The sequence below is a fragment of the Sphingobium cupriresistens LL01 genome (assembly GCF_001046645.1).
Classification (GTDB): domain Bacteria; phylum Pseudomonadota; class Alphaproteobacteria; order Sphingomonadales; family Sphingomonadaceae; genus Sphingobium; species Sphingobium cupriresistens.
In genome coordinates this window covers 677,464-698,131 of the sequence record NZ_KQ130434.1, presented here as the reverse complement: position 1 = coordinate 698,131, position 20,668 = coordinate 677,464, and the positions used below count along the sequence as shown (strand labels likewise).

The 20,668-nt window shown below is 64.4% G+C and carries 19 protein-coding genes; 7 read left to right on the top strand and 12 right to left on the bottom strand.

Features of this window, described 5'->3' with window-relative positions:
• Positions 1-5: 5 nt before the first annotated feature.
• Positions 6-2,279: a phosphoenolpyruvate--protein phosphotransferase gene (gene ptsP, locus V473_RS03395; protein ID WP_066600613.1), complete on the bottom strand. Its 2,274-nt coding sequence runs from the start codon at positions 2,277-2,279 to the stop codon at positions 6-8.
• A 159-nt stretch (positions 2,280-2,438) separates the two neighbouring features.
• Here ptsP and V473_RS03390 point away from each other — a divergent pair, with 159 nt between their 5' ends.
• Both V473_RS03390 and V473_RS03385 read left to right on the top strand, forming a co-directional pair.
• Complete coding sequence (locus V473_RS03390; RefSeq protein ID WP_066600612.1) at positions 2,439-3,596, top strand: pyridoxal phosphate-dependent aminotransferase; 1,158 nt, start codon at positions 2,439-2,441, stop codon at positions 3,594-3,596.
• A gap of 186 nt (positions 3,597-3,782) precedes the next feature.
• Entirely contained in the window at positions 3,783-4,949 is a 1,167-nt protein-coding gene (locus tag V473_RS03385) for a pyridoxal phosphate-dependent aminotransferase (protein ID WP_066600609.1), read from the top strand.
• Positions 4,950-5,060: 111 nt separating this feature from the next.
• Here V473_RS03385 and V473_RS03380 read toward each other — a convergent pair whose 3' ends face one another.
• From V473_RS03380 to V473_RS03365, 4 genes are read right to left on the bottom strand one after another with little or no spacing between them, the layout of a single operon-like run.
• Positions 5,061-5,540: an SRPBCC domain-containing protein gene (locus V473_RS03380; protein ID WP_066600606.1), complete on the bottom strand. Its 480-nt coding sequence runs from the start codon at positions 5,538-5,540 to the stop codon at positions 5,061-5,063.
• Complete coding sequence (locus V473_RS03375) at positions 5,537-6,028, bottom strand: VOC family protein (protein ID WP_066600604.1); 492 nt, start codon at positions 6,026-6,028, stop codon at positions 5,537-5,539. Before V473_RS03375 ends, V473_RS03380 begins: the two co-directional genes overlap by 4 nt.
• The gene (locus V473_RS03370) at positions 6,028-6,825 is read right to left on the bottom strand and encodes a VOC family protein (protein WP_066600597.1); all 798 of its coding nucleotides are present in this window, start codon (positions 6,823-6,825) and stop codon (positions 6,028-6,030) included. Before V473_RS03370 ends, V473_RS03375 begins: the two co-directional genes overlap by 1 nt.
• Positions 6,826-6,878: 53 nt before the next feature.
• Positions 6,879-7,241, bottom strand: a complete 363-nt coding sequence (locus V473_RS03365) for a DUF1428 domain-containing protein (protein ID WP_066600595.1) — start codon at positions 7,239-7,241, stop codon at positions 6,879-6,881.
• Between the two features lie 120 nt (positions 7,242-7,361).
• On the opposite strand from V473_RS03365, the gene V473_RS03360 reads away from it, so the two are divergent.
• A complete protein-coding gene (locus V473_RS03360) occupies positions 7,362-8,033 on the top strand; it encodes a winged helix-turn-helix transcriptional regulator (RefSeq protein ID WP_066600592.1) in 672 nt (223 codons plus the stop codon).
• Here V473_RS03360 and V473_RS03355 read toward each other — a convergent pair.
• On the bottom strand, positions 8,020-8,757 hold the full coding sequence (locus tag V473_RS03355) for an SDR family oxidoreductase (protein WP_066600589.1): 738 nt from the start codon (positions 8,755-8,757) through the stop codon (positions 8,020-8,022). The two genes, V473_RS03360 and V473_RS03355, sit on opposite strands and share 14 nt — an antisense overlap.
• A gap of 98 nt (positions 8,758-8,855) precedes the next feature.
• Here V473_RS03355 and V473_RS03350 point away from each other — a divergent pair, with 98 nt between their 5' ends.
• A complete protein-coding gene (locus V473_RS03350; RefSeq protein ID WP_066600584.1) occupies positions 8,856-9,290 on the top strand; it encodes a winged helix-turn-helix transcriptional regulator in 435 nt (144 codons plus the stop codon).
• 36 nt (positions 9,291-9,326) lie between these two features.
• Here V473_RS03350 and V473_RS03345 read toward each other — a convergent pair whose 3' ends face one another.
• The 3 genes from V473_RS03345 to V473_RS03335 all read right to left on the bottom strand — a co-directional run bounded on the left by V473_RS03345 (position 9,327) and on the right by V473_RS03335 (position 12,714).
• On the bottom strand, positions 9,327-10,214 hold the full coding sequence (locus V473_RS03345; protein WP_066600582.1) for a hypothetical protein: 888 nt from the start codon (positions 10,212-10,214) through the stop codon (positions 9,327-9,329).
• A gap of 86 nt (positions 10,215-10,300) precedes the next feature.
• Positions 10,301-11,314, bottom strand: a complete 1,014-nt coding sequence (locus V473_RS03340; protein ID WP_066600580.1) for an NAD(P)H-dependent flavin oxidoreductase — start codon at positions 11,312-11,314, stop codon at positions 10,301-10,303.
• A gap of 134 nt (positions 11,315-11,448) precedes the next feature.
• Positions 11,449-12,714 carry an aspartate kinase gene (locus tag V473_RS03335; RefSeq protein ID WP_066600577.1) on the bottom strand — a complete coding sequence of 422 codons (1,266 nt, stop codon included), beginning with the start codon at positions 12,712-12,714 and terminating at the stop codon, positions 11,449-11,451.
• Between the two features lie 276 nt (positions 12,715-12,990).
• Between V473_RS03335 and ubiG the strand changes: the two genes are divergently transcribed.
• Positions 12,991-13,728 (top strand): bifunctional 2-polyprenyl-6-hydroxyphenol methylase/3-demethylubiquinol 3-O-methyltransferase UbiG, encoded by a 738-nt coding sequence (gene ubiG / locus V473_RS03330; protein WP_066600575.1) that lies wholly within the window; start codon positions 12,991-12,993, stop codon positions 13,726-13,728.
• A 129-nt stretch (positions 13,729-13,857) separates the two neighbouring features.
• Entirely contained in the window at positions 13,858-14,511 is a 654-nt protein-coding gene (locus V473_RS03325; protein ID WP_066600572.1) for a hypothetical protein, read from the top strand.
• Here V473_RS03325 and V473_RS03320 read toward each other — a convergent pair.
• The 3 genes from V473_RS03320 to V473_RS03310 form a co-directional block, all read right to left on the bottom strand.
• Positions 14,508-15,317 (bottom strand): DUF1206 domain-containing protein, encoded by an 810-nt coding sequence (locus V473_RS03320; protein WP_066600570.1) that lies wholly within the window; start codon positions 15,315-15,317, stop codon positions 14,508-14,510. The two genes, V473_RS03325 and V473_RS03320, sit on opposite strands and share 4 nt — an antisense overlap.
• 154 nt (positions 15,318-15,471) lie before the next feature.
• A complete protein-coding gene (locus tag V473_RS03315) occupies positions 15,472-18,396 on the bottom strand; it encodes a TonB-dependent receptor domain-containing protein (protein WP_066600567.1) in 2,925 nt (974 codons plus the stop codon).
• 211 nt (positions 18,397-18,607) lie between these two features.
• Positions 18,608-19,423, bottom strand: a complete 816-nt coding sequence (locus V473_RS03310; protein ID WP_066600565.1) for an HpcH/HpaI aldolase/citrate lyase family protein — start codon at positions 19,421-19,423, stop codon at positions 18,608-18,610.
• Positions 19,424-19,509: 86 nt separating this feature from the next.
• Between V473_RS03310 and V473_RS03305 the strand changes: the two genes are divergently transcribed.
• Positions 19,510-20,484 carry an SPFH domain-containing protein gene (locus V473_RS03305; RefSeq protein WP_066604938.1) on the top strand — a complete coding sequence of 325 codons (975 nt, stop codon included), beginning with the start codon at positions 19,510-19,512 and terminating at the stop codon, positions 20,482-20,484.
• Positions 20,485-20,668: the final 184 nt, after the last annotated feature.

The following is a 20,668-nucleotide window of genomic DNA, read 5'->3' as shown; positions in this document are numbered from 1 at the left end:
CCATTTCAGCTCAGTTCGATGTTCCGTTCAATCGCCCATCGGGTCAACCGTCCACGAATGTCGATGACCCCGTCGTCCAGCAACTCCCGCATCAGCGTGCGCAACTCTTCCGCATCGATCGCGCGGATCATCGCCTTGACCGGCCCGACCGACGCGGGCGTGATCGACAGCCGGCGCACGCCCAGCCCGACCAGCGCCATCGCCTCCAGCGTGCGCCCGCCCATTTCGCCGCACACGCCGACCGGCACCTGATAGTCGTGGCATGTTCGCACCACCCGGTCCAGGAAGCGCAGGATCGCGATGCTCAGCCAGTCGTAGCGTTCCGCCAGCTTGGGATGGGCGCGATCGGCGGCAAACAGGAATTGGGTCAGGTCGTTGGTCCCGATCGACAGGAAATCCAGCTTGGGCAGCAGGATATCCAGCACTTCGGCCAGCGCCGGCACCTCCAGCATCGCGCCATAACGCACCGCGATCGGCAGCTTCTTCTTGCGCGCCTGCAACCATTCGCGCTGATGCTCGACCAGCGCGCGCGCTTCCTCATATTCCCACGGCTCCGACACCATCGGAAACATGACGTGCAACATTTTGCCCGCGCTCGCCTCCAGCAACGCCCGCGCCTGCGCCTTCATCAGGGCGTCGCGGTCCAGCGCCAGCCGCAGCGCGCGCCAGCCCATCGCCGGATTATCCTCATGCTCGTCATCGTCGCGCTGCATATAGGGCAGCGCCTTGTCGCCGCCGATATCGACGGTGCGGAAGATGACGGGCCGGTCGCCCGCCGCATCCAGCACATCCTTGTAAAGTCGCTGCTGCTTCTCACGTTGCGGCAACGTGGCCGACACCAGGAACTGAAACTCGGTGCGAAACAGCCCGATCCCGTCTGCGCCCACCATGTCCAGCGCCTGCGCATCCTCGCGCAATCCGGCATTGACCATCAGCTCGACCCGCTGCCCGTCCGCCGTCACCGACGGCAGGTCGCGCATCGCGACGAACTCGGCGCGGCGCTTCTGCGTCACGTGCAATTTATTCTCGAACGCCTCCTCCATGTCGGCGGTCGGGCGGATCAACAGCGCATTGGCGCCGACGTCCATCAGCACAAGGTCACCTTCATTCACCAGATGGCGAATGTCGCGCACCCGGCCCAGCACCGGCACGCCCATGGCGCGCGCGACGATGGTGACATGCGCGGTCAGCGACCCTTCCTCCAGGATCACGCCCTTCAGCCGCCGGCGGTCATATTCCAGCAGCTCCGCCGGCCCAAGATTGCGCGCGATCAGGATCGCGTCCTGCCGCAGCCCCATCTGCGCCGCCGTACCCAACTGCCCCGAAACGATCCGCAGCAGGCGGTTGGCCAGATCCTCCAGATCGTGCATCCGGTCGGAAAGCAGCGGATCGTCGATCTGCCGCATCCGCATCCGCGTGCGCTGCTGCACCCGCTCGATCGCCGCCTCGGCGGTCAGGCCGCTGTCGATCGCCTCGTTGATGCGCCGCGTCCAGCCCTCGTCATAGGCGAACATCTTGTAGGTTTCGAGCACCTCCTGATGCTCGCCCTCCATGCCGAACTCGGCCGCGCCGGTCATCCGGTCGATCTGTTCGCGCATCTTGGTGAAGGCGGAAATGACGCGCTGCCGCTCCGCCTCGGTATCCTCCGCCACGGTATGTTCGATATGGACGCGCGGCTGGTGGAACACGACATGGCCGCGCGCCATGCCCATCACCAGCTGCAACCCGTGCAACATGGTCGTGCCGGTGTCGGTCACCCGCTGGTCGGCCGGGCCGTCATCGGCGAGCTCAGCATTGGCGATCAGCTCGGACATCACCATCGCGACGGTCTGGAGCGCCTCGATCTCCACTTCCTCATATTTGCGCGGATCGGCATGTTGCACGCACAGGACGCCGATGGCGCGCTCGCGCCGTACGATCGGCACGCCGGCGAAGCTGTGGAACAATTCCTCGCCGGTTTCGGGGCGATAGGAAAAATCGGGATGCGACGCGGCCTCGTCCAGATTCAGCGTCTCGACATTGGTGGCGATCAGGCCGACCAGCCCCTCCCCCATCGCCATGCGGGTGACATGGACAGCCTCCTGCTTCAGCCCGCGGGTCGCGAACAGCTCCAGCACGCCCTCGCGCACCAGATAGATGGAGCAGACCTCGCTCGACAGCGACTCGCCGATAATCTCCACCACCTTGTTCAATTTGGCCTGGGCGCTATTGCGCGCGGCCATCACCTCCTGCAGGCGAACGAGAATTTGGCGGGCGGCGGCGGCGGGTGTGCTGGGCATATTATTGCGCTATCAGATTGAAGCCCGGCTTTCCAAGGCGTTTCCGTTCACCGCGCCGGCAATATTGTTCGACAGGCCATATTTGCATGGCGGAAACATTCTGTACAATCGTCCATCAAGTGGAAAGCCCGTCACCGGGCGCGCAGGGAGAACGGGATCATGGCGACGCGACTTCAACCAGAAATGGAACAGGATCTGATCGATCGCGGCTATTCGCGCCGCCAACTGGCGAAGGTCGCCGCCCTGCTCGGCGCGGGCGCCGCCGCCATCCGCGTGACGGGCGCGGGCGCGCAGCAGGCGGCAAAGGCGGTTGCGGGCGCGGTGCGCATCGGCGCCAACGAATGTTGGACCGGCCCCTTCCCCGTCGCGGCCAAGGCGGCGTTCAAACTGGTGGAGGAAGGCAATCGCTACGAACCGGACAATGAACATCAGAAATTGTTCGACGCCGTCGCATCGGTGGAGGGCATTCCGGCCGACCGCATCGTCGCCTGGCCCGGATCGTCCGACCCGCTTAGCCGCGTCGCGGTCGCCTATGCCTCGCCCACGCGCGGCATCGTCACCGCCGACCCCACCTATGAAGCGATCTGGCGCACGGGCGACTGGCTGGGCGCGAAGGTGACGAAGGTGCCGCTGACCAGCGACTACCGCCATGACGTAAAGGCGATGCTGGCGGCCGATCCCAATGCCGGCGTCTATTATATCTGTTCGCCCAACAACCCGACCGGCACCGTCACGCCGATCGCCGACATCGAATGGCTGGCCAACAACAAGCCCAAGGATTCGATCCTGGTTGTGGATGAAGCCTATATTCATTGGGTCGATGGCCCCAACGCCGCCAAGCTCGCCGCCACCCGCGACGATGTGCTGATCCTGCGCACCTTCTCGAAGCTGTTCGGCATGGCCGGGATGCGGCTGGGCCTCACCTTCGCCGCGCCTTCGCTGATGGAAAAGATGATGCGTTATGACGGCGGCCAGGTGACCGGCATGCTGCCGATGACCGCCGTCGCCTGCGGCACCGCCTCCGTCACCGAAGCGGCCCTCATCAAGGCGCGCCGCGCCGAAATGAACGCCGCCCGCGAAAAGTCGGTCAGCCATTTGAAGGCCAAGGGGATCAAGGTCATTCCCGGCAGCCAGGCGAACATGTTCATGATCGACTGGGGCAAGCCCGCCAAGGACATGCAGGCCGCCCTGCTCGCCGCCAATGTGCAGATCGGCCGCAGCTGGCCGATCTGGCCCAACGTCTCGCGCGTGTCGGTCGGCTCGATGGAGGAAATGGAAGCGTTCAACGCCGCCGTCGACACGGTCTGGAAGGCCTGAAATACGGATTGAGCAAGAATAGCGTGTTCCCGCGCAGGCGGGAACACGCCACGTAGGACACGGCCATATGATCGGCCAAAAACGCATAAAAATTGCGAAAATACGGGGCGGCGCATTGTGGAAATGCGCCGCTCTTTCGTTTTCCCCCATGAGATTTGAAACCGAAATCAGACGGGGACGGACGACATGACCATGATGCTGACCAAAGACGCCAAGGACGACATGATCGAGCGCGGCTATTCCCGCCGCCAACTGGGTGAAATCACCGCGCTGCTCGGCGCGGGCGTCGCCGCCAGTTCGCTGCTGGGCGGAAGCGCCATGGCGCAGCAGCAGGCCGCGCGCGGCGTGAAGGGCGCGGTGCGCATCGGTTCCAACGAATGCTGGACCGGCCCCTTCCCTTCGGGCGTTCAGGCCGCCGCCGAAGCCGCCTCGTTCGGCAACTGGTACGACCCCGATAATTATAAGGGCGACCTCATCAAGACCGTCGCCACCGTCGAAGGCATCCCCGAAGCGCAGGTCATGCCCTGGCCAGGGTCAGGCGGCCCGCTGGTCAGCATCGTGGCGGCCTATTGCTCGCCGACCAAGGGTCTGGTCACCGCCGACCCGACCTTCGAATCCGCGTGGCGCACGGCCGATTACATGAAGGCCCCCATCGCCAAGGCGCCCCAGGCGATCGGCAAGGGCCATGACGTCAAGGCGATGCTCGCCGCCAACCCCAATGCCGGCCTCTATTATATCTGCACCCCCAACAACCCGACCGGCACCATCACCCCACTGGCCGACATCAAGTGGCTGCTGGACAACAAGCCGGCCGATTCCATGCTGCTGGTGGACGAAGCCTATATCCACTTCTCCGAAGCCCCCAGCGCCGCCTCGCTGATCGGCGCCCGCAAGGACATCATTGTCATGCGGACCTTCTCGAAGCTGTTCGGCATGGCCGGCGTGCGCCTTGGCCTCACCTTCGCCGACCCCGAAGTGCAAAAGCGCATTTCGCTCTTCGGTCCCTCGGCCGGCGGCCTGGCGATCACCGCCATGCATTGCGGCAACGCGGTCTACAAGGAAGCCGCCCTCATCAAGGCGCGCCGCGCCGAAATGATCGGCAACCGTGACGAAACCATCGCATGGCTGACCAAGAAGGGTATCGAAGTCCATCCCGGCAGTCAGGCGAACATGTTCATGGTCGACTGGAAGAAGCCGGCCAAGGAGATGCAGGCCGCGCTGATCGCCGCGCCAGAAAAGGTGCAGATCGGCCGCAGCTGGGCGATCTGGCCCAACGTCTCGCGCGTGACCGTAGGTTCTGCAGACGACATGGCCAAGTTCCGCGCCGCTGTGGACAAGGTCTACAAGGCGTAAACGCCCGACATAGCGTCACGAAGGAGAGGGCGTCCGGGAAACCGGGCGCCCTCTCCTTTCATGCTCGATCGCGATCGTCTCTTGCGCCGCCCCATCGATCGCAAGGCGACGCTAAGCGCTCGCCGCCGACGTCTCGCACAGCGCCTTATACTGGGCCATCATCTGGTCCCAGCCGGGATGGAAACCCATCGCCTCATGCCGCGCCTTCGCCTCGGCATCCCAATGGCGCGCGGTCGCGGTGAAGCGCGTGCCGCCATCGCCGTCCACATCCTCGTCGGCAAAGTCCCAGATCGCCGTCATGAACGGCGTCTGCGGCGCCCAGCCTGCGGCATAGGCGTCGGTCGTCACCACCCGCTCGCCCGGCGCCACCTCCAGGAAGACGCCCTCCATCGGCCCCGTCTCCTCGCCGTCGGGTCCGAACATCTGCACCGCGCTGCGCCCGCCGGGCCGCAAATCCTCCTCGATCACGTCGACGCGCCAGGGCTTGGGGCAGAACCATTCGTCCTTCAGGTCGGTCCACACCTTCCAGCAGATCGCGCGCGGCGCGGCGATATGACAGCTCACCGACAGTTCATGCTCGGCCTCGCTCATGCCGCCTCTCCGTCAAAGGCCGCCTGCATCGCGGCGGTATCCAGCTTCTGCATCGTCATCATCACCGCCATCATGCGGGCGATCGCCACCTTGTCGTCGCTGTGATAGTTCGCCATGATCGCCTTGGTGACTAATTGCCAGGACAGGCCATATTTGTCCTTCACCCAGCCGCACGGACCCGGCGATCCGCCATCGGCGATCAGCGCGTCATGATATCGATCCAGCTCCGCCTGATCCGCGCACTCGACCGACAGCGATATCGCCTCGTCAAAGGTGAATTGCGGGCCGCCGTTCAAAGCCTGATAGCTTTGCCCGAACAGGGTGAACTCGACCAGCAGCACGCTGCCGCCCGCCATCGGTGACGGCGAGGGATTCTCCTGTGGATAATAGCTGACATGATCGACCGAACCGCCGAACACGCCCGCATAATAACGCGCCGCTTCCTCGGCCTGGCCGTCGAACCAGAGGCAGGGCGATATTTTGCTCATCATGCGTCTCCCTTGCTGCCGACCAGCGCGAACATCGCGCCCTGCGGATCGGCCGCCTGGAGGATCCAAGCACCGCCCGGCACCTCCATCGGGCCGTTCAGCACCGCGCCGCCTCCGGCCTTCACCCGATCCACCGCCGCGTCGATATCGCCGACGGTGAAATAAAAGAGCCATGCCGGACCCGGCATTTCCTTGGGCGCCGGCATGATCCCGCCGGTCATGTCGGGGAAGTCCGCGCCGCCGGTCTGCGACACCAACTGATACAGCCCCATCTCGCCCATATCCATGGCCTCGCCCTTGGTCCAACCCAGCGCGCCGGTGTAGAACGCCATGTCCGCGTCGAAATCACCGCTATACAGTTCATGCCAGCCGACATGGCCGGACGCCATCGGCGGAGCCGCCTGCATCCCGTCTGGACTGGACCCCTTGAGCAGCATGAAGATCGCTCCGCCCGGATCGCTCATAACCGCAAAGCGCCCGACGCCGGGAATATCCTCGGCCGGGCGCTTCACCGTGCCGCCCGCTGCGCTCAACCGCGCAGCGTCCGCATCCACATCGGCCGACCCGACATAGCCACCCCACCAGGGCGTCATGCCGCATGTCCGGGCCTCGGCCGGGATCGCCATGACGCCGCCGACCGCGCCCGCGCTGCCCGACACGACATGATAAGGTTCGCCCAGATCGCCGCCAAAGGGCGCGTTCGTCCACCCTATCACATCGCCATAAAAAGCCAGCGCCGCCTGCGGATCGCTGGTCATCAACTCGTACCAGAAGAATTTGCCGGTCAGATCGGTCATGGTCTTCCTCCTGCATCATCGGGTGTTCCCGCCTGCGCGGGAACACGCACGCCCTAACCCTTCGCGTCCACCAACATCTCGAACCCGCCATAGATCAACCGCGCGCCGATAAACGGCATGTCCTCGCCCTCCTTGGGCTGCATACGTTCATCTTTCATGACCTTCTCGGCCCCGGCGTCGCGGGTCGCCTTGTCGGGCCATTCGATCCAGGAAAAGACGACCTCCTCGTCCTCCTCCGCGATCACCGCGGTACGAAAGTCGTTGGTCTTGCCGATCTTGATATCATTGCCCCAACATTCGACCACGCGCAGCGCGCCATATTCGATGAAGATCGGCGCGGCAAAGGCCGCCACCTCCCTATAGCGTTCCTTATTGCCCTTGGGCACCGGGATCACGAAACCGTCCATATAGGCCATCGTCTCTCTCCTCTTCTGTCCACGCCGCGGCGCTCTTTCCCTGCGGAAGGCGACTCATCGCTTGCACTTTCTGCGCCTCGTCATTATCTATTACAACTGTTAAGTTATAAAAGATAACTAATGAGTCAGAGACGCGCCTATCAGGACGGATGCGCCGTCGCCCACGCGCTCGACATCATCGGCGATCGCTGGGCGATGCCGATCATGCGTGAATTGATGCTGGGGCCAAAGCGCTTCACCGACCTGCGCGCCGGCCTGCCCGGAATCAGCGCCAATGTGCTGACGCAAAGGCTGGAGGAGCTGGAAGCGGCCAGCATCCTGATCCGCCGCCGCCTGCCCCCGCCCGCGGCCAGCCAGATTTACGAACTGACCGACTGGGGCCGCGAATCGGAAATCCTGTTTCAGGTGCTGGGCCGATGGGCCTGCCGCTCTCCCACGATGGAGCCGGGCAAGCCGATGAGCCAGGTGTCGGTGATCCTGTCGATGCGCACGATGATCGACCGCAGCCGCATCGGCGCCATGGACGCGACGATCGGCTTCCGCTTCGGCGAAGAGGAATTTCGCGCCACATTCAAAGACGGCGATGTCCTAATAGATCGCGGCGCGGCGGCGGGCGCGGATGCGATCATCAGCGGCGACCAGAATGCGCTGGTCGCGGTCCTTTATGGCGGCGCGCGCTATGCCGACATGGCAGGCGCCCTGAGCGTGGAGGGGGATAAGGCGCTGGCCGACCGCTTCGCCACCCTCTTCCCCCTGCCCCCCAGGGCGCCCTCTACCGTCAATGCTGGTTGAGCATCCCGAACACTTGCGCAAATTCCCCGCGCTGCGTGGCTTCGCTCAGCAATTTCACCCGCGCGACATGGATTTCCGGCAGCGCCGGTTCCTGCCGCAGCAACGTCATCGTCTCGGCGATGAAGTCGGCGAGCGGCATCATCTGGTCATTCTCGGCATGGCCGGGCATCAGGTCGGTCTGCACGCCCGGCGGCACGATCTCGATCACTTCCACGCTGGTCGCCTTCAACTGCGCGCGCATCGCGACCGACCAGCTATGGATCGCCGCCTTGGTCGCGCTATAGGTCGGCGTCGCCGCCAGCGGCACGAAGGCCAGGCCCGACGACACGGTCAGGATCGTCGATGCCGCTTGCGCCTCCAGATGCGGCAGCAGCACATGGGCCAGCCGGATCGGCCCCAGCAAATTGGTTGCGATCGTCGCTTCGGCTGTGGCCAAGTCGATCTTCTCCTCCGCCACCATGATCCCGGCGTTGAGCAGCACGGCGTTCAAAGCCGGGAAGTCCGCAATCAGCTTCTCCGCGAAGGCGACGATCCCCGCCGCATCCGCCATGTCCAGCACCATCGCGGCCATGCCGGGATGCGCCGCCACGACCGAGTCCAGCGCCGCCTGCCGTCGCCCGGCGATGATCACCTGATTGCCTGCTTCATGAAATTCATGCGCCAGCGCCGCGCCAAGGCCCGAACCGCCGCCGGTGATGAGGATGCTATTGCCTGTGGGTTGCATGGATCTTTCCTTTCAATTGGCTTGAAAGGCCATTTAGGCTTATGCTCTCTTTTGGAAAGTAGGCACCAAAAAGTGCTGTAGTCACCCAAAGGTAAGAAATGGCGAATCCGCTCCAAACCCGCTTCCATGCCGACGATATCGCGCAGGCCGAACATTATCTTGCGACCGATCCCCCCGCCGAACTCGACCCGCGGGTGGAGCGACTCGTCAACGACCTGATCGGCCGCATCGCGGACAAATGGACGCTGCTGGTGCTGGAACTGCTGGAGGAGAAAGGCGTGCTGCGCTTCTCCGCAATCGGCCGACAGATCGACGGCATCAGCCAGAAGATGCTGACGCAAACGCTGCGCCAGATGGAGCGCGACGGCCTGCTCACCCGCACCGTCCATCCGGTCGTGCCGCCGCGCGTCGACTATGCGCTCACCCCGCTCGGCAACAGCCTCAGCGCCGCCTTTTGCGGCGTCTGGGTCTGGGCCGAACGCCATCTCGACATCGTCGAAGCCGCCCGCGCCACCTTTGACGCGCGCGACTGATTCACGGCGCGGTCGTTCTAGCGGAGCGGCGTGTCCTCACTCGCTCGTGGTCGGCAGCGGCTGCACGATCAGCTTGGGCTGGCTATTGTCCGGCAGAGTGCGTGTAGCGGCCGGCGGACCAGATACCGAGGCGGCGGGCGCGACAGCTGGCGCAACGCCCCCGTCCGATGGCGGCGGCGGGGTCGCCTCCAGCGCGCTCTTGTAACTGGGCGTCCATCCCTTGGGCGGCGCCTCCCCCGGCGGGATCGGCGGCGGCGGCAGCGGGGTGGGCGACACGACGACCGTCACCGTCGCACCGAAACGCGACTGCCATTCGGCCAGACGACGCAGATAATCCGCATAGGCGGCGTAAAATTCCTGGAACGGCTTTTCCAGTTCGGCCAGCAAGGCCGGCGCGGCTTCCAGCAACTGGTCCGATGGCATCGCGATCATCTTCGCCCCGACCGTCACCGCGACCGGGCAGAAACTCTTGATGACCGGCGGCAGCGCGAAGAAATTATAGACCACCGTGTTCAACCGTTCGCGCGACGCCATGCCCGAACTGCCATAGGCGACGCTGTAGTTGCGGTCGACCGCCGCATTGGCCCCGTTCAGCGCCGCCTTATGCACCGCCAGCAACTGATTATACTGGTTGCGCGCGGTCGGCCCATATTTGTCGCAATTGAGCGCCGCGACGTTCAGTCCCATGCGCAGGTGCCACAACGCGGTATTCGACGTCACGCCGCGATTGGCGGTCAGATATTTGCCGTCCGCACCCTGCGTCGGGATGCTCATGCCTTCGACCGCATTCGCAGGCGGCATCGGGCGGATGGTGGGCACCACCGGCGGCGGCGGGGTCGGCGGCGGTGGCGGCGGGGTCGAACAGGCCGCCAACACGGCCAGCGACGCAAGCGAAAGACGGCCAAGACGGCGCGATGACAACATCAAATTCTCCGATGGGACTGTGCGCCGGTCATGCCGTGCATTTTGTGCGGAGGAAATATGCCTAACGCTCGGTTCGCCGCAAGCCTTTAGGCGGCTCGCCGCTCCAGCGCCGCGGCGGCCTGATCCATCAGTTGCGCGATGATGTTCGCGACCGGTTCTTCCTTGGTCACCATGCCGACCGATTGGCCCGCCATCAGCGACCCGCCCTCAACATCCCCGTCGATCACCGCGCGGCGCAGCGCGCCCGCCCAATAATGTTCGATCTGCAACTGCGCTTCCATCATGTCGACCGCGCCTTCGTCGAGCAGATTGGCGACCTCGCGCTGCTTGACGGTGAAATTCTCCATCCCGGCATTTTTCAGCGACCGCACCGGAATCACCGGCAGGCGCGGATCGATCTGCACGCTGGCGATCGCATCGCGCGCCGACGCACGGAAGAACGCCTTCTTGAAAGCGGGATGCGCGATGCTCTCGGTCGCGCACGCAAAGCGCGTGCCCAACTGCACGCCGGCCGCGCCCATTTCCAGATAGGCGGCGATCGCCTCGCCGCGGCCGATGCCACCGGCGACGAACACGGGAACCTGCTCCGCCATTTCCGGCAGGATTTCCTGCGCCAGCACGCTGGTTGCGACCGGACCGATATGGCCGCCCGCCTCCATCCCTTCGACCACCAGCGCATCCACGCCCGACCGCACCAGCTTCTTGGCCAGGCTCAGCGCCGGCGCAAAGCAGATCAGTTTGGCCCCTTTCGACTTGATCGCCTCGATGCTGCCCTTGGGCGGCAGCCCCCCGGCCAGCACGATATGGCTGACCTTATGCTTCGCGCACACATCGATCAGGTCGAACAGCATCGGATGCATGGTGATCAGGTTCACGCCGAACGGTTTGTCCGTCAGCGCCTTGGTCGCTGCAATCTCCGCGTCCAGCAATTCGGGCGTCATCGCGCCGCACGCGATCACACCGAACCCGCCGGCGTTGGAAATCGCCGACACCAGGTTGCGCTCGCTGACCCAGCTCATCGCCCCGCACAGGATAGCGCTCTCGCACCCGAAAAAGGCGGCGCCGCGGGCCATCAGGGAGTTCAGCTTTGCGTGGGTCATGAACTTAGCCTCTAGAATCACAAAAAGCCCCTCTCCTTCAGGGGAGGGGTTGGGGTGGGGGCTGTCCACTTGACGCGGCATGTGGGGCAATCCCCCACCCCCGGCCCCTCCCCTGAAGGGGAGGGGAGAAAAGGTCAAGCCATCGGCGCGTCCAGCCCATAGGCCGTGTGCAACACACGCACCGCCAGTTCCGTCTCATCCTCGTCGATCAGCACCGAAACCTTGATCTCGCTGGTGGATATCGCCTCGATGTTGATGCCGCGATCGGCCAGCGTCTTGAACATGGTCGCTGCGACGCCCGCATGGCTGCGCATCCCCACACCCACGACGCTGATCTTGGCGACTTCGGTGTCGGTGATGATCCGGCGAAAGCCGATCGCATCCTTGTTCGCTTCCAAAATGTCGACGCTTCGGGCCAGGTCGGCGCGCGGAACGGTGAAGGTGACGTCCGTCTCTTCATTGTCCTTGCTGTCATTCTGGATGATCATGTCGACGTTGATCGCCGCATCGGCCAGCGGCACGAAGATGTTGGCGACCGCGCCCGGCTTGTCGGGCACGCGCGTCACGATGATCTTCGCCTCATTCTTGTCATGGGCGATGCCGGTGATGAGCTGACGTTCCATCTTGTCTTCCTTGAGCTTGGCTTCCAGTTCCACGTCGCTGACGATCAGCGTGCCGGGCAAATCATCCTGCGTGGGATCGTCGAAGGACGACAGCACCTGCACCACCACGCCCTCCTTCATGGCCAGGCCGACCGAGCGCGTCTGCAACACCTTGGCCCCGACCGAGGCCAGTTCCAGCATCTCCTCATAGGTGACGAGGTCCAGCTTGCGCGCGCGCGCCACGATCCGCGGGTCCGTCGTATAGACGCCGTCCACGTCGGTATAGATGTCGCAGCGATCCGCCTTGATCGCTGCGGCCACTGCGACGGCCGACGTGTCCGACCCGCCCCGGCCCAGCGTCGACACCCGGCCATCGGCCATCATGCCCTGGAAACCGGGGATCACCGCCACCGTGCCCGACCGCATCGACGCCAGCAGGTCCAGTGTGTCGATATCGCTCACCCGCGCCTTGGCATGGGCTTCGATCGTGCGGATCGGCAATTGCCAGCCCAGCCAGCTGCGCGCATCGACGTCCATGGCTTTGAGCGTCATCGCCAGCAGCCCGCTGGTGATCTGCTCGCCCGCGGCGACCACGACATCATATTCGGCCGGATCGTACAGCGCCGACGCTTCCTTGCAGAAACCCACCAGCCGGTCCGTTTCGCCCGCCATGGCCGACACCACGACGGCGACTTCATGGCCCTGGCTCACGACATGTTTGACGCGCGCGGCCACGTTGCGAATTCGCTCCATCCCCGCCATGGAGGTGCCGCCGAATTTCATCACGATGCGCGCCATGTGTGTGTCGAACCTTATCCACTATTATGAAAGAAAATGTCCCAAAAGGGCCAAACGGCGCTCCTATTAGCAGCGCGGGCGCATATGGCAAGCAATCCTGCCGCTCGCGCTATCGTATGAAAGGCCCGCTCTTTTCGGTTCAACGGCATAGGTCCATTTGCCTCCCGTCCATGGCCTGCTAAAAGCCGATACAGGATAATCGAAACCACCCCTCCTCGTTCGCCCTGAGCCTGTCGAAGGGCTGTTCTTCTTTTCGGGGATTGCAGACCAAGGCGCATGATGACCCAAAACACTGCCACGATCGACCCGAAGGAAGCCGCCCATTTCGGTGATATGGCCGCCGACTGGTGGAACCCTGCCGGCTCCAGCGCGATGCTGCACAAACTCAACCCGGTGCGCCTCGCCTATATTCGCGCCGCGATCGACCAGCGCTGGCCGGGCGATGCGCACGGCTTCCGCCCGCTCGCCGGCAAGCGCGCGCTCGACGTCGGCTGCGGCGCGGGCCTGCTGGCCGAACCGCTCGCCCGCCTCGGCGCGACCGTCACCGGGCTTGACGCAGCCCCTGAAAATATTGCCGCCGCTCAGGCCCATGCGGCGAGCCAGCACCTCTCCATCGACTATCGCGCCACCCCGGTCGAAGCCATGACCGACACCGGCTTCGACCTCGTCACCTCGATGGAAGTGATCGAACATGTCGCCGATCCCGCCGCCTTCATAGCCGCGCTGGCCAGCAAACTCGCCCCCGACGGCCTGATGATCCTCTCGACCCCTAACCGCACGCCCCTCTCCCGCCTCGCCATGATCACCATCGGCGAAAGCATAGGCGGCATCCCAAAGGGCACGCATGATTGGCACAAATTCATCACGCCCGAAGAACTCACCGCGCTGCTGGAACAGGCGGGCCTGACTGTCATCGACAGCAGCGGCCTCAGCTTCGATCCCGGCCGCGGCTTCACCCTGTCCGCCAACAGCGCGATCAACTATCTGCTGACCGCGCGGCACCGACAGGCCTGACCGCCCTTCCGATCAGAATAGACCCATGATGCGACACCTGCTCTTCTGCGCGCTGCTCGCATCGCTGACCGCCTGCGCGCCCCCGCCCGCCGACCAGTCAGCCAATAACGTGCCGCGCCTGTCGTCAGCATGACGAGCGCCCCCGCCTGCCCGGACAAGGCCGCCCGCCTACCCGGCACCGGCCTGTGCCCGGCGGACGCCGCCGCGCTGCTCCCCGCCGACGATCATCCCTCGCTGCCGGACGGCTGCGCCTGGTCGGTCAACGAAGCCGCCCTGCCCGACGACATTTGGCTGCTCTATCGCGCCGCCCGCTGCGCCGGAAAAACCACAGCCCTCGCCTATGCGCCGGCCCGGCCGCTCGCCCGCCTCGTCTACGCGCTTTCGCCCATGGGCGGCGATCAGGCGAAGGGCGCCACGCTGGTCGCCTTCGCCCCGGCCGACCACCACGATCCCCAATCCACGATCCTGGCGCTCACCCGCGCCGCGATCACCGATCAGGCCGACGACCATGGTTGCCATGTGCGCAAGGCGGACATCCCCGGCTGGCCCGCCGACGCGCTGGTGGTCGATATCCCGGCCGCCGAAGCCGCCGCTATGCGGCAGGACGAAATCCGCACCGCCTGCGGCCCGCTCGGCCTGGACCAGGGGTCGCAACTCTACTGGCGCATCCGCCAGGGCCATGTCTGGCATTTCGACCTCGGCCAGGAATCACCGGAAATCAACCCGCGCTCGCTCACCCTGGTCCGCAAGGAGGCCGGAGGTCGGTGGGCCGCCATTGCCTAAAGAAAACCCGGCTTCTTGACCCTGATCCGGCGATAGCGCGCTTCGATCAGGCTGAACATGCCGAACAAAGCCAGCCCGAACGCAACGATGCCCAGGATTGCCGCGCCTTCCGACTGCGACCGCAACTGTTGGAGCGCCTCGCCCAGGCCACCGGCGCGGTCGGCGTCATGGTTTGTCGCCGCCATGATGAGAAACCAGCCGATGATGGCGAAAATCAAGGCACGCGCCGCATAGCCGCACCGCCCCACCCACCGCACATAGCGCGGGGCCGGAACCTGGGCGTCCAATTCGTCGAACCTTGCCTTATAGGCCTTGACCGCCTGAGCGGCGGCCACCGCGAAAAAGCCGATGCCGACCATTATCAACATCAACGTCCCGCCCGGCTGCGCCAGCAGCCAGGCCGACCAGCTTTGCGCACTCTCGTCGCCCGGACTGCCGCCTTGCGCCGGTGTCTGGCGAAGGGCCAGACGCGCCGCCGCCGTCGCCAGCGCCAGATGGGTGATCCCGCTGACCGCATATCCCGCGCGCGCAAACCGCCCCTTAATGTCGCGGCTGCGATTTTCCGGGTCGGTGATCGCCTCCGTCAGCCGCCAGATCGCATAGCCGACGAATCCGATCGCGCAGATCGCCAGCAGCACATGCCCCAACGGCGCACTGGCCAGCGTGCCGAGCGCGCCCTGATTATCCTTCAACTGCCCGCCATTGACCGCGACGTCGAGCGCGAACCAGCCGATCAGGATATAGACAAGCCCCCGCGCGGCAAAACCGATCCGCGCCAAAAGGGTCATCCTGTCGTCATAGGTCATGCCATACTCCCTGTCGCACGGCCAATGCGCCGGCAGGACGTCCGTTCCCATCAAAGGCAAGCGCGAGCGGAAAATAGGCGCGGCTCACCCGCCTCTCCAAAAAGAAAAGGGGCGGAAAACCGCCCCTCCTCCCGCGTGATCGGACACCAACCAATTACATCGTGATCTTGGCGCCCGCATACATGTACCGGCCGACATAGCTGATCGGATAGTTGGACGACGCGATCGACGGCTGCTGGTCGAACAGGTTGTTCGCGCCGACATAGAAGCGGAACCGTTCGTCCACATCATAGGCGACATACAGGTCGTGCTGCCACTTTTCCTTGTATTTTAGATATTTGCTCTCGGCGATATCCGGGTTGGCGTTGGTCTGCTCCAACTCGTATCGCCGCGTCTTGCTGAACCAGCTCACGCCATAGTTGATCGTCAGCTTGTCCATCTTCCAGGTGATGTCCCCGGTCGCGTTCCACTTGGGATAATAGGCTTCCTCGCGGTCCACATCGACGCTTGCGCCCGGCGTCGGGATGAATTCCAGCTTGTTGAGGTAACCACCGACCAGCGTGATCGCAAACGACCCCGTCTTGGCGGTGTTGAAGCCGTAATTCAGCTTGAAGTCCGCACCCGACGTTCGGAAATTGGCCACATTCTGCGGCTGGACGTACCAGCTATTGATATAGCCAGTCGTCGTGTCGCGGCCGATATTCTGGCAGAACACATTGTCCAGCGTCGGCTGATCGACGCACAGTTCCGCCACTTCTTCCGCTGTGGCGGTGTTGACGGCATTTTTCAGCTTGATGTCATACCAGTCGAACGACGCCAGCAGGCCCGGAATGAAGCTGGGGCGCAGCACCACGCCCGCCGTCCACGTCCGCGCCGTTTCTTCCTTCAGATTGCGGTTGCCGCCGGAAAAGCCCGGCAGGCTGACAGTCGCGGTCGGATCGTTTTCCGGGTTGAACGCAGCAATCTGTTCCGGCGTCAGGCCCGCGGCCGCCAGCGTCGCCTGGCAATTGGCGACGCGATATTGCGTGCCCTCGCCGATATAGACCGGGTCGCATGGATCACCGATGAAATCGAACCCGCCGTTGCGCGGCGCGAACAGTTCGGTGATGTTGGGCGCGCGCACCGCTTCGGACCAAGTGCCGCGGAAGGTGATGTCGGGGATCGGCGCATAGGTGCCGTCCACCTTCCAGGTCGTGGTCTTGCCGATGGTCGAATAATCCGACAGCCGGATCGCCGCGCCAAAGCTCAGATTATAGGCGAAGGGCACTTCCTTGAGCACCGGCACCGACAATTCGCCAAAAATTTCCTTCACGTCAAAGCTGCCCTTTTCAGGCAATTGCAGCGAAAAGTCCGCCAACGCGCCCTGCTGCAACAGGTCGTCGGGCACGAAGCTGCTCTTCTCCTTGCGATATTCGCCGCCGATGGCGAAGCCGATGGGACCGCCCGGCAATTCAAAGAACTGGCCGAAATCGCCAGAGATCGAACCTGACACGACATGCTGCTGGATTTTGGCGCGGTTCAATATGTCGGCATTGACCCAGTCGAGCGCCGCCTGACTGGGCGACCCGTTGCCCAGCAGGTTGAGCGGACGGCAACCGCTGCCCGCGCCCGGCGTGAAGGTCGTGGCCGGCGCGTCATAATTGTCGGGATTGATGTTGGCCGTGGGGTCCAGGTCGGACCGGCAGACGATCTGTCCGGTGGCCGGGTCGCGCACCGCGTCGATCGCGGCCCAATAACGATCGCCGATGCGATAATCGGTCAGCAGCACCTTCGACTTGGTCTGGCCGAACGTATAGGACAGTTCATAGCGGGCATGGTCGGAAATTTCCCCCTCGAACCCGCCTACGAAACGCATAGTCTCGCGCTCATTTTTCTCGCCGCGCACGCCCATGTCGAAATTGTCGCGCGACACCAGCGCGCCATCCGCGGCCAGTCCCGCGAACTGATCCTGTAGATAGGCGTTGTCTGGCGTCAGATAGGTGAAGAAGTCGAACGAAGGCTGCGACACCGTGCTGGTCTTGTTCTTCACATATTTGGCTTCGAAGAAGAATTTCACCGCATCGCTGAAATCATAATGCGACAGCAGGTTGAAATTATGCACCCGATTATAGGCCTGCAAGTCGCCCTGATAACCCGCCAGCGGCGTGCTGTCCCCGCCCTGCGTCAGCCCGCCCGAAGACGGCAGCAACCGGCCGCGATCATAGACTTTGCCCTCGCCGGTAAAGTCAGGGATGCCGTCGAAATCGACGTCGATCGCCCCACCCAGCGAACTGTCGGCATAACGCAGATTGTTGGTGGGAACGCGATCCGGCACATTAGGATTGTCCGGGATGTCCGCTGGATCGCGCACGATGCCATAGGTGCGCAGCGGATTGCCGGTGCGCCCGCGGTTGAAGCTGCTCAGCCGGTCCTGTTCGCGAAATTCATAAGACAGCGCGATATTGCCGCGGCCATCACTGAAATTCTTGCCATAGGTCAGCGACCCTTCGCGCTGTCCGGCGTCGCCCCGGCTGGAAATGCCCGTCTGCCCGCTCGCCATGAAGCCATCGAAATTACGCTTCAGGCGGAAATTGACCACGCCCGACACGCCGTCCGCGCCATAAATGGCCGATGCGCCGCCCGTCAGCACGTCCACGCCTTCGATCAGGTCAGTGGGAATGGTATTGATGTCGACCGCGGCCGACCCCGACAGGCTCGCCACATGGCGGCGGCCATTGACCAGCACCAGCGTCCGGTTCTCGCCCAGCCCGCGCAGGTTCAGCAACTGCACGCCGACCGAACCGAAGCCCGCATTGGACCCGGATGTCTGCGCACCGCCGAACGAAGAGATCAGCGCCGGATTCTGCCGCAGTGTGTCAACCAACTGGACGTTGCCTGACTGCTCCAGTGTCTCGGCCGTCACCGTGACCAGTGGGTTGGCGATATTATAGTCGTTGCGCTGGATGCGGCTGCCGGTCACGACGATGGTTTCGCCATCATCGGCCGGGGTCGCGTCCTGCGCCAGGACCGGGAAAGCGAACAGGGTTGTGAGCGCGCTGGCCGCAAGGAGCCGGCGCGCCGCAGCAGCGGTGCGATGCATAAAATGTCCCTCTGTTTTCAGGAGTTCGGGGGGAAGAACTCGAATGACCCGAAAACGCCCGTCCCGTCGCGCCGGGTCAACGCCGCTGCGACGAATGGAGGGGTTTGTAGCGCTTTTGTTGCCGACTGTAGCATCGCTGCAACACGGCATCCTTAACATAATCTGACTGCGGAAAACGGCAGGTCGCCGCTCCTTCCGCTACGGCATGGGCCTATTGCCCCACCGCCTCAGCCCGCGCCACCAGCGCGCGCGCTTCCCCGACATGCATCGCCTCGATCATCCGCCCCTCATAGCGTTCCGCCCCGCCGGTCGCCGCCTCGATGAGCCGCCGCGCGTCCGCCACCGCCTGCGCGTCCGGCCCGAACACCTGGTTCGCCACCGGCACCTGGCTGGGGTGGATCAGCGTCTTGCCATCGAAGCCCAGCGCATGGCCGGCCACACATTCCGCCTCCAGCGCGCCCAGATCGTCCAGCCGGTTATACACCCCATCGAACACCGCGATGCCCGCCGCCCGCGCCGCCAGCACCACCGCCTGCATCGCATGGCTCAGCCCCTCGCGCCCCACGCCCGCCGGTATGCCCAGGTCGCGGCGCAGGTCGTTATTGCCCATGAATAGCCCGGCGCAGCCCTCCGCCGCGGCGATCTCCACCGCCGCCAGCACGCCGCGCGCGCTCTCAATCATCGCGATCACCGGCTTGCCGCACACGCTATACACGTCTTTCACCTGCCGCCCCGCCTCCACCTTGGGCAGCACGACATAGTCCGCGGCCGACGCCTTGACCGCCACCATCTCCGCCCCGTGCCAGGGCGTCCCCGCGACATTGATCCGCACCGCGCCGATCCGCCCGCCAAAACCCTCGCCCAGCGCCGCGATCGCGCCCGCCCGCGCCTCTTCCTTGGCGTCGTCCGCCACCGCATCCTCCAGGTCCAATATGACCATGTCGCACGGCAGCGTCCGCGCCTTGGCGATGGCGCGCGCGTTGGACGCGGGCAGGAACAGCAGCGAACGGGCGTGGCGCAGCAACATGATATTCTCCTGGGTAGCGGTTTGCCTTTCCCCGTTAACGATTAGGGCGCATAATCCAAGCCCACATCCGGGGGAGAGACATGGATATGCTGACGACCTTCGCACTGACGCTCACGGGCCTCGTCCTCTTCTACCTCGCGGTCAGCGTGAAGGTGGTGCGGCAGGGCTATCAATATACGATCGAACGCTTTGGCCGGTTCACCGAAGTCGCCAAGCCCGGCCTCAATTTCTACCCCGCCTTCTTCTACGCCGTGGGTCGCCGCATCAACATGATGGAGCAGGTGGTCGACATTCCGGGGCAGGAGATCATCACCAAGGACAACGCCATGGTGTCGGTCGACGGCGTGGTCTTCTTCCAGGTGCTCGACGCCGCCAAGGCCGCCTATGAAGTGTCCGAACTCTATGTCGCGATCATGCAGCTCGCGACCACCAACCTGCGCACCGTCATGGGCTCGATGGACCTCGACGAAACCCTCTCCAAGCGTGACGAGATCAACGCCCGCCTACTGTCCGTTGTCGATCACGCCACCAACGCCTGGGGGATCAAGATCACCCGCGTCGAGTTGAAGGACATCCGCCCGCCCGCCGACATCGTCAACGCCATGGGCCGCCAGATGAAGGCGGAGCGCGAGAAGCGCGCCAACATCCTGGATGCCGAAGGCGCCCGCGCCGCCGAAATCCTGCGCGCCGAGGGTGAGAAACAGGGCCAAATCCTGCAAGCAGAAGGTCGCCGCGAAGCCGCCTTCCGCGACGCCGAAGCCCGCGAGCGCGAGGCGGAGGCCGAAGCCAAGGCGACGCAGATGGTCTCTGACGCCATTTCCGCCGGCAATCCGCAGGCGCTCAACTATTTCATCGCGCAAAAATATACCGAGGCGGTCAGCCAGTTCGCGACCAGCCCCAATGCCAAGACCATTCTCTTCCCGGTCGAAGCGACCCAGCTGATCGGTACGCTGGGCGGCATCGGCGCGCTGGCGAAGGAAGCGCTGGGCGCCGACGGCACCCCCGCGCCCACCCCGCCAGCACCGCCCCGCCGCGGCCCCTTCGGCCAGAGCCAGGGGTGATGGGCATGGTGACAGCCACATCACGCTGGACGGTTACAAACCCCCGGCCGTTCGTCCCGCGCTTGTCGAAGCCTGTCCAGAGCGCCGCCGCAGGCGGCGACGAAGGGGACCGGCTGAGCCTGTCGAAGCCCCTTCCCTTCCTTCTCCACATCGCTGCGACGTCCTTTAAACCAACCTCCCCAAT

What these genes read in the sequence shown, in the direction of transcription:
- V473_RS03360 (WP_066600592.1), top strand. Translation starts at nt 7,362, where the DNA reads ATGAGTCAGAGACGCGCCTATCAGGACGGATGCGCCGTCGCCCACGCG.
- V473_RS03305 (WP_066604938.1), top strand. Translation starts at nt 19,510, where the DNA reads ATGCTGACGACCTTCGCACTGACGCTCACGGGCCTCGTCCTCTTCTAC.
- V473_RS03315 (WP_066600567.1), bottom strand. Translation starts at nt 18,396, where the DNA reads ATGCATCGCACCGCTGCTGCGGCGCGCCGGCTCCTTGCGGCCAGCGCG.
- V473_RS03350 (WP_066600584.1), top strand. Translation starts at nt 8,856, where the DNA reads ATGGCGAATCCGCTCCAAACCCGCTTCCATGCCGACGATATCGCGCAG.
- V473_RS03345 (WP_066600582.1), bottom strand. Translation starts at nt 10,214, where the DNA reads ATGTTGTCATCGCGCCGTCTTGGCCGTCTTTCGCTTGCGTCGCTGGCC.
- V473_RS03355 (WP_066600589.1), bottom strand. Translation starts at nt 8,757, where the DNA reads ATGCAACCCACAGGCAATAGCATCCTCATCACCGGCGGCGGTTCGGGC.
- V473_RS03340 (WP_066600580.1), bottom strand. Translation starts at nt 11,314, where the DNA reads ATGACCCACGCAAAGCTGAACTCCCTGATGGCCCGCGGCGCCGCCTTT.
- V473_RS03335 (WP_066600577.1), bottom strand. Translation starts at nt 12,714, where the DNA reads ATGGCGCGCATCGTGATGAAATTCGGCGGCACCTCCATGGCGGGGATG.
- ptsP (WP_066600613.1), bottom strand. Translation starts at nt 2,279, where the DNA reads ATGCCCAGCACACCCGCCGCCGCCGCCCGCCAAATTCTCGTTCGCCTG.
- ubiG (WP_066600575.1), top strand. Translation starts at nt 12,991, where the DNA reads ATGATGACCCAAAACACTGCCACGATCGACCCGAAGGAAGCCGCCCAT.
- V473_RS03310 (WP_066600565.1), bottom strand. Translation starts at nt 19,423, where the DNA reads ATGTTGCTGCGCCACGCCCGTTCGCTGCTGTTCCTGCCCGCGTCCAAC.
- V473_RS03385 (WP_066600609.1), top strand. Translation starts at nt 3,783, where the DNA reads ATGACCATGATGCTGACCAAAGACGCCAAGGACGACATGATCGAGCGC.
- V473_RS03325 (WP_066600572.1), top strand. Translation starts at nt 13,858, where the DNA reads ATGACGAGCGCCCCCGCCTGCCCGGACAAGGCCGCCCGCCTACCCGGC.
- V473_RS03375 (WP_066600604.1), bottom strand. Translation starts at nt 6,028, where the DNA reads ATGAGCAAAATATCGCCCTGCCTCTGGTTCGACGGCCAGGCCGAGGAA.
- V473_RS03365 (WP_066600595.1), bottom strand. Translation starts at nt 7,241, where the DNA reads ATGGCCTATATGGACGGTTTCGTGATCCCGGTGCCCAAGGGCAATAAG.
- V473_RS03380 (WP_066600606.1), bottom strand. Translation starts at nt 5,540, where the DNA reads ATGAGCGAGGCCGAGCATGAACTGTCGGTGAGCTGTCATATCGCCGCG.
- V473_RS03320 (WP_066600570.1), bottom strand. Translation starts at nt 15,317, where the DNA reads ATGACCTATGACGACAGGATGACCCTTTTGGCGCGGATCGGTTTTGCC.
- V473_RS03390 (WP_066600612.1), top strand. Translation starts at nt 2,439, where the DNA reads ATGGCGACGCGACTTCAACCAGAAATGGAACAGGATCTGATCGATCGC.
- V473_RS03370 (WP_066600597.1), bottom strand. Translation starts at nt 6,825, where the DNA reads ATGACCGATCTGACCGGCAAATTCTTCTGGTACGAGTTGATGACCAGC.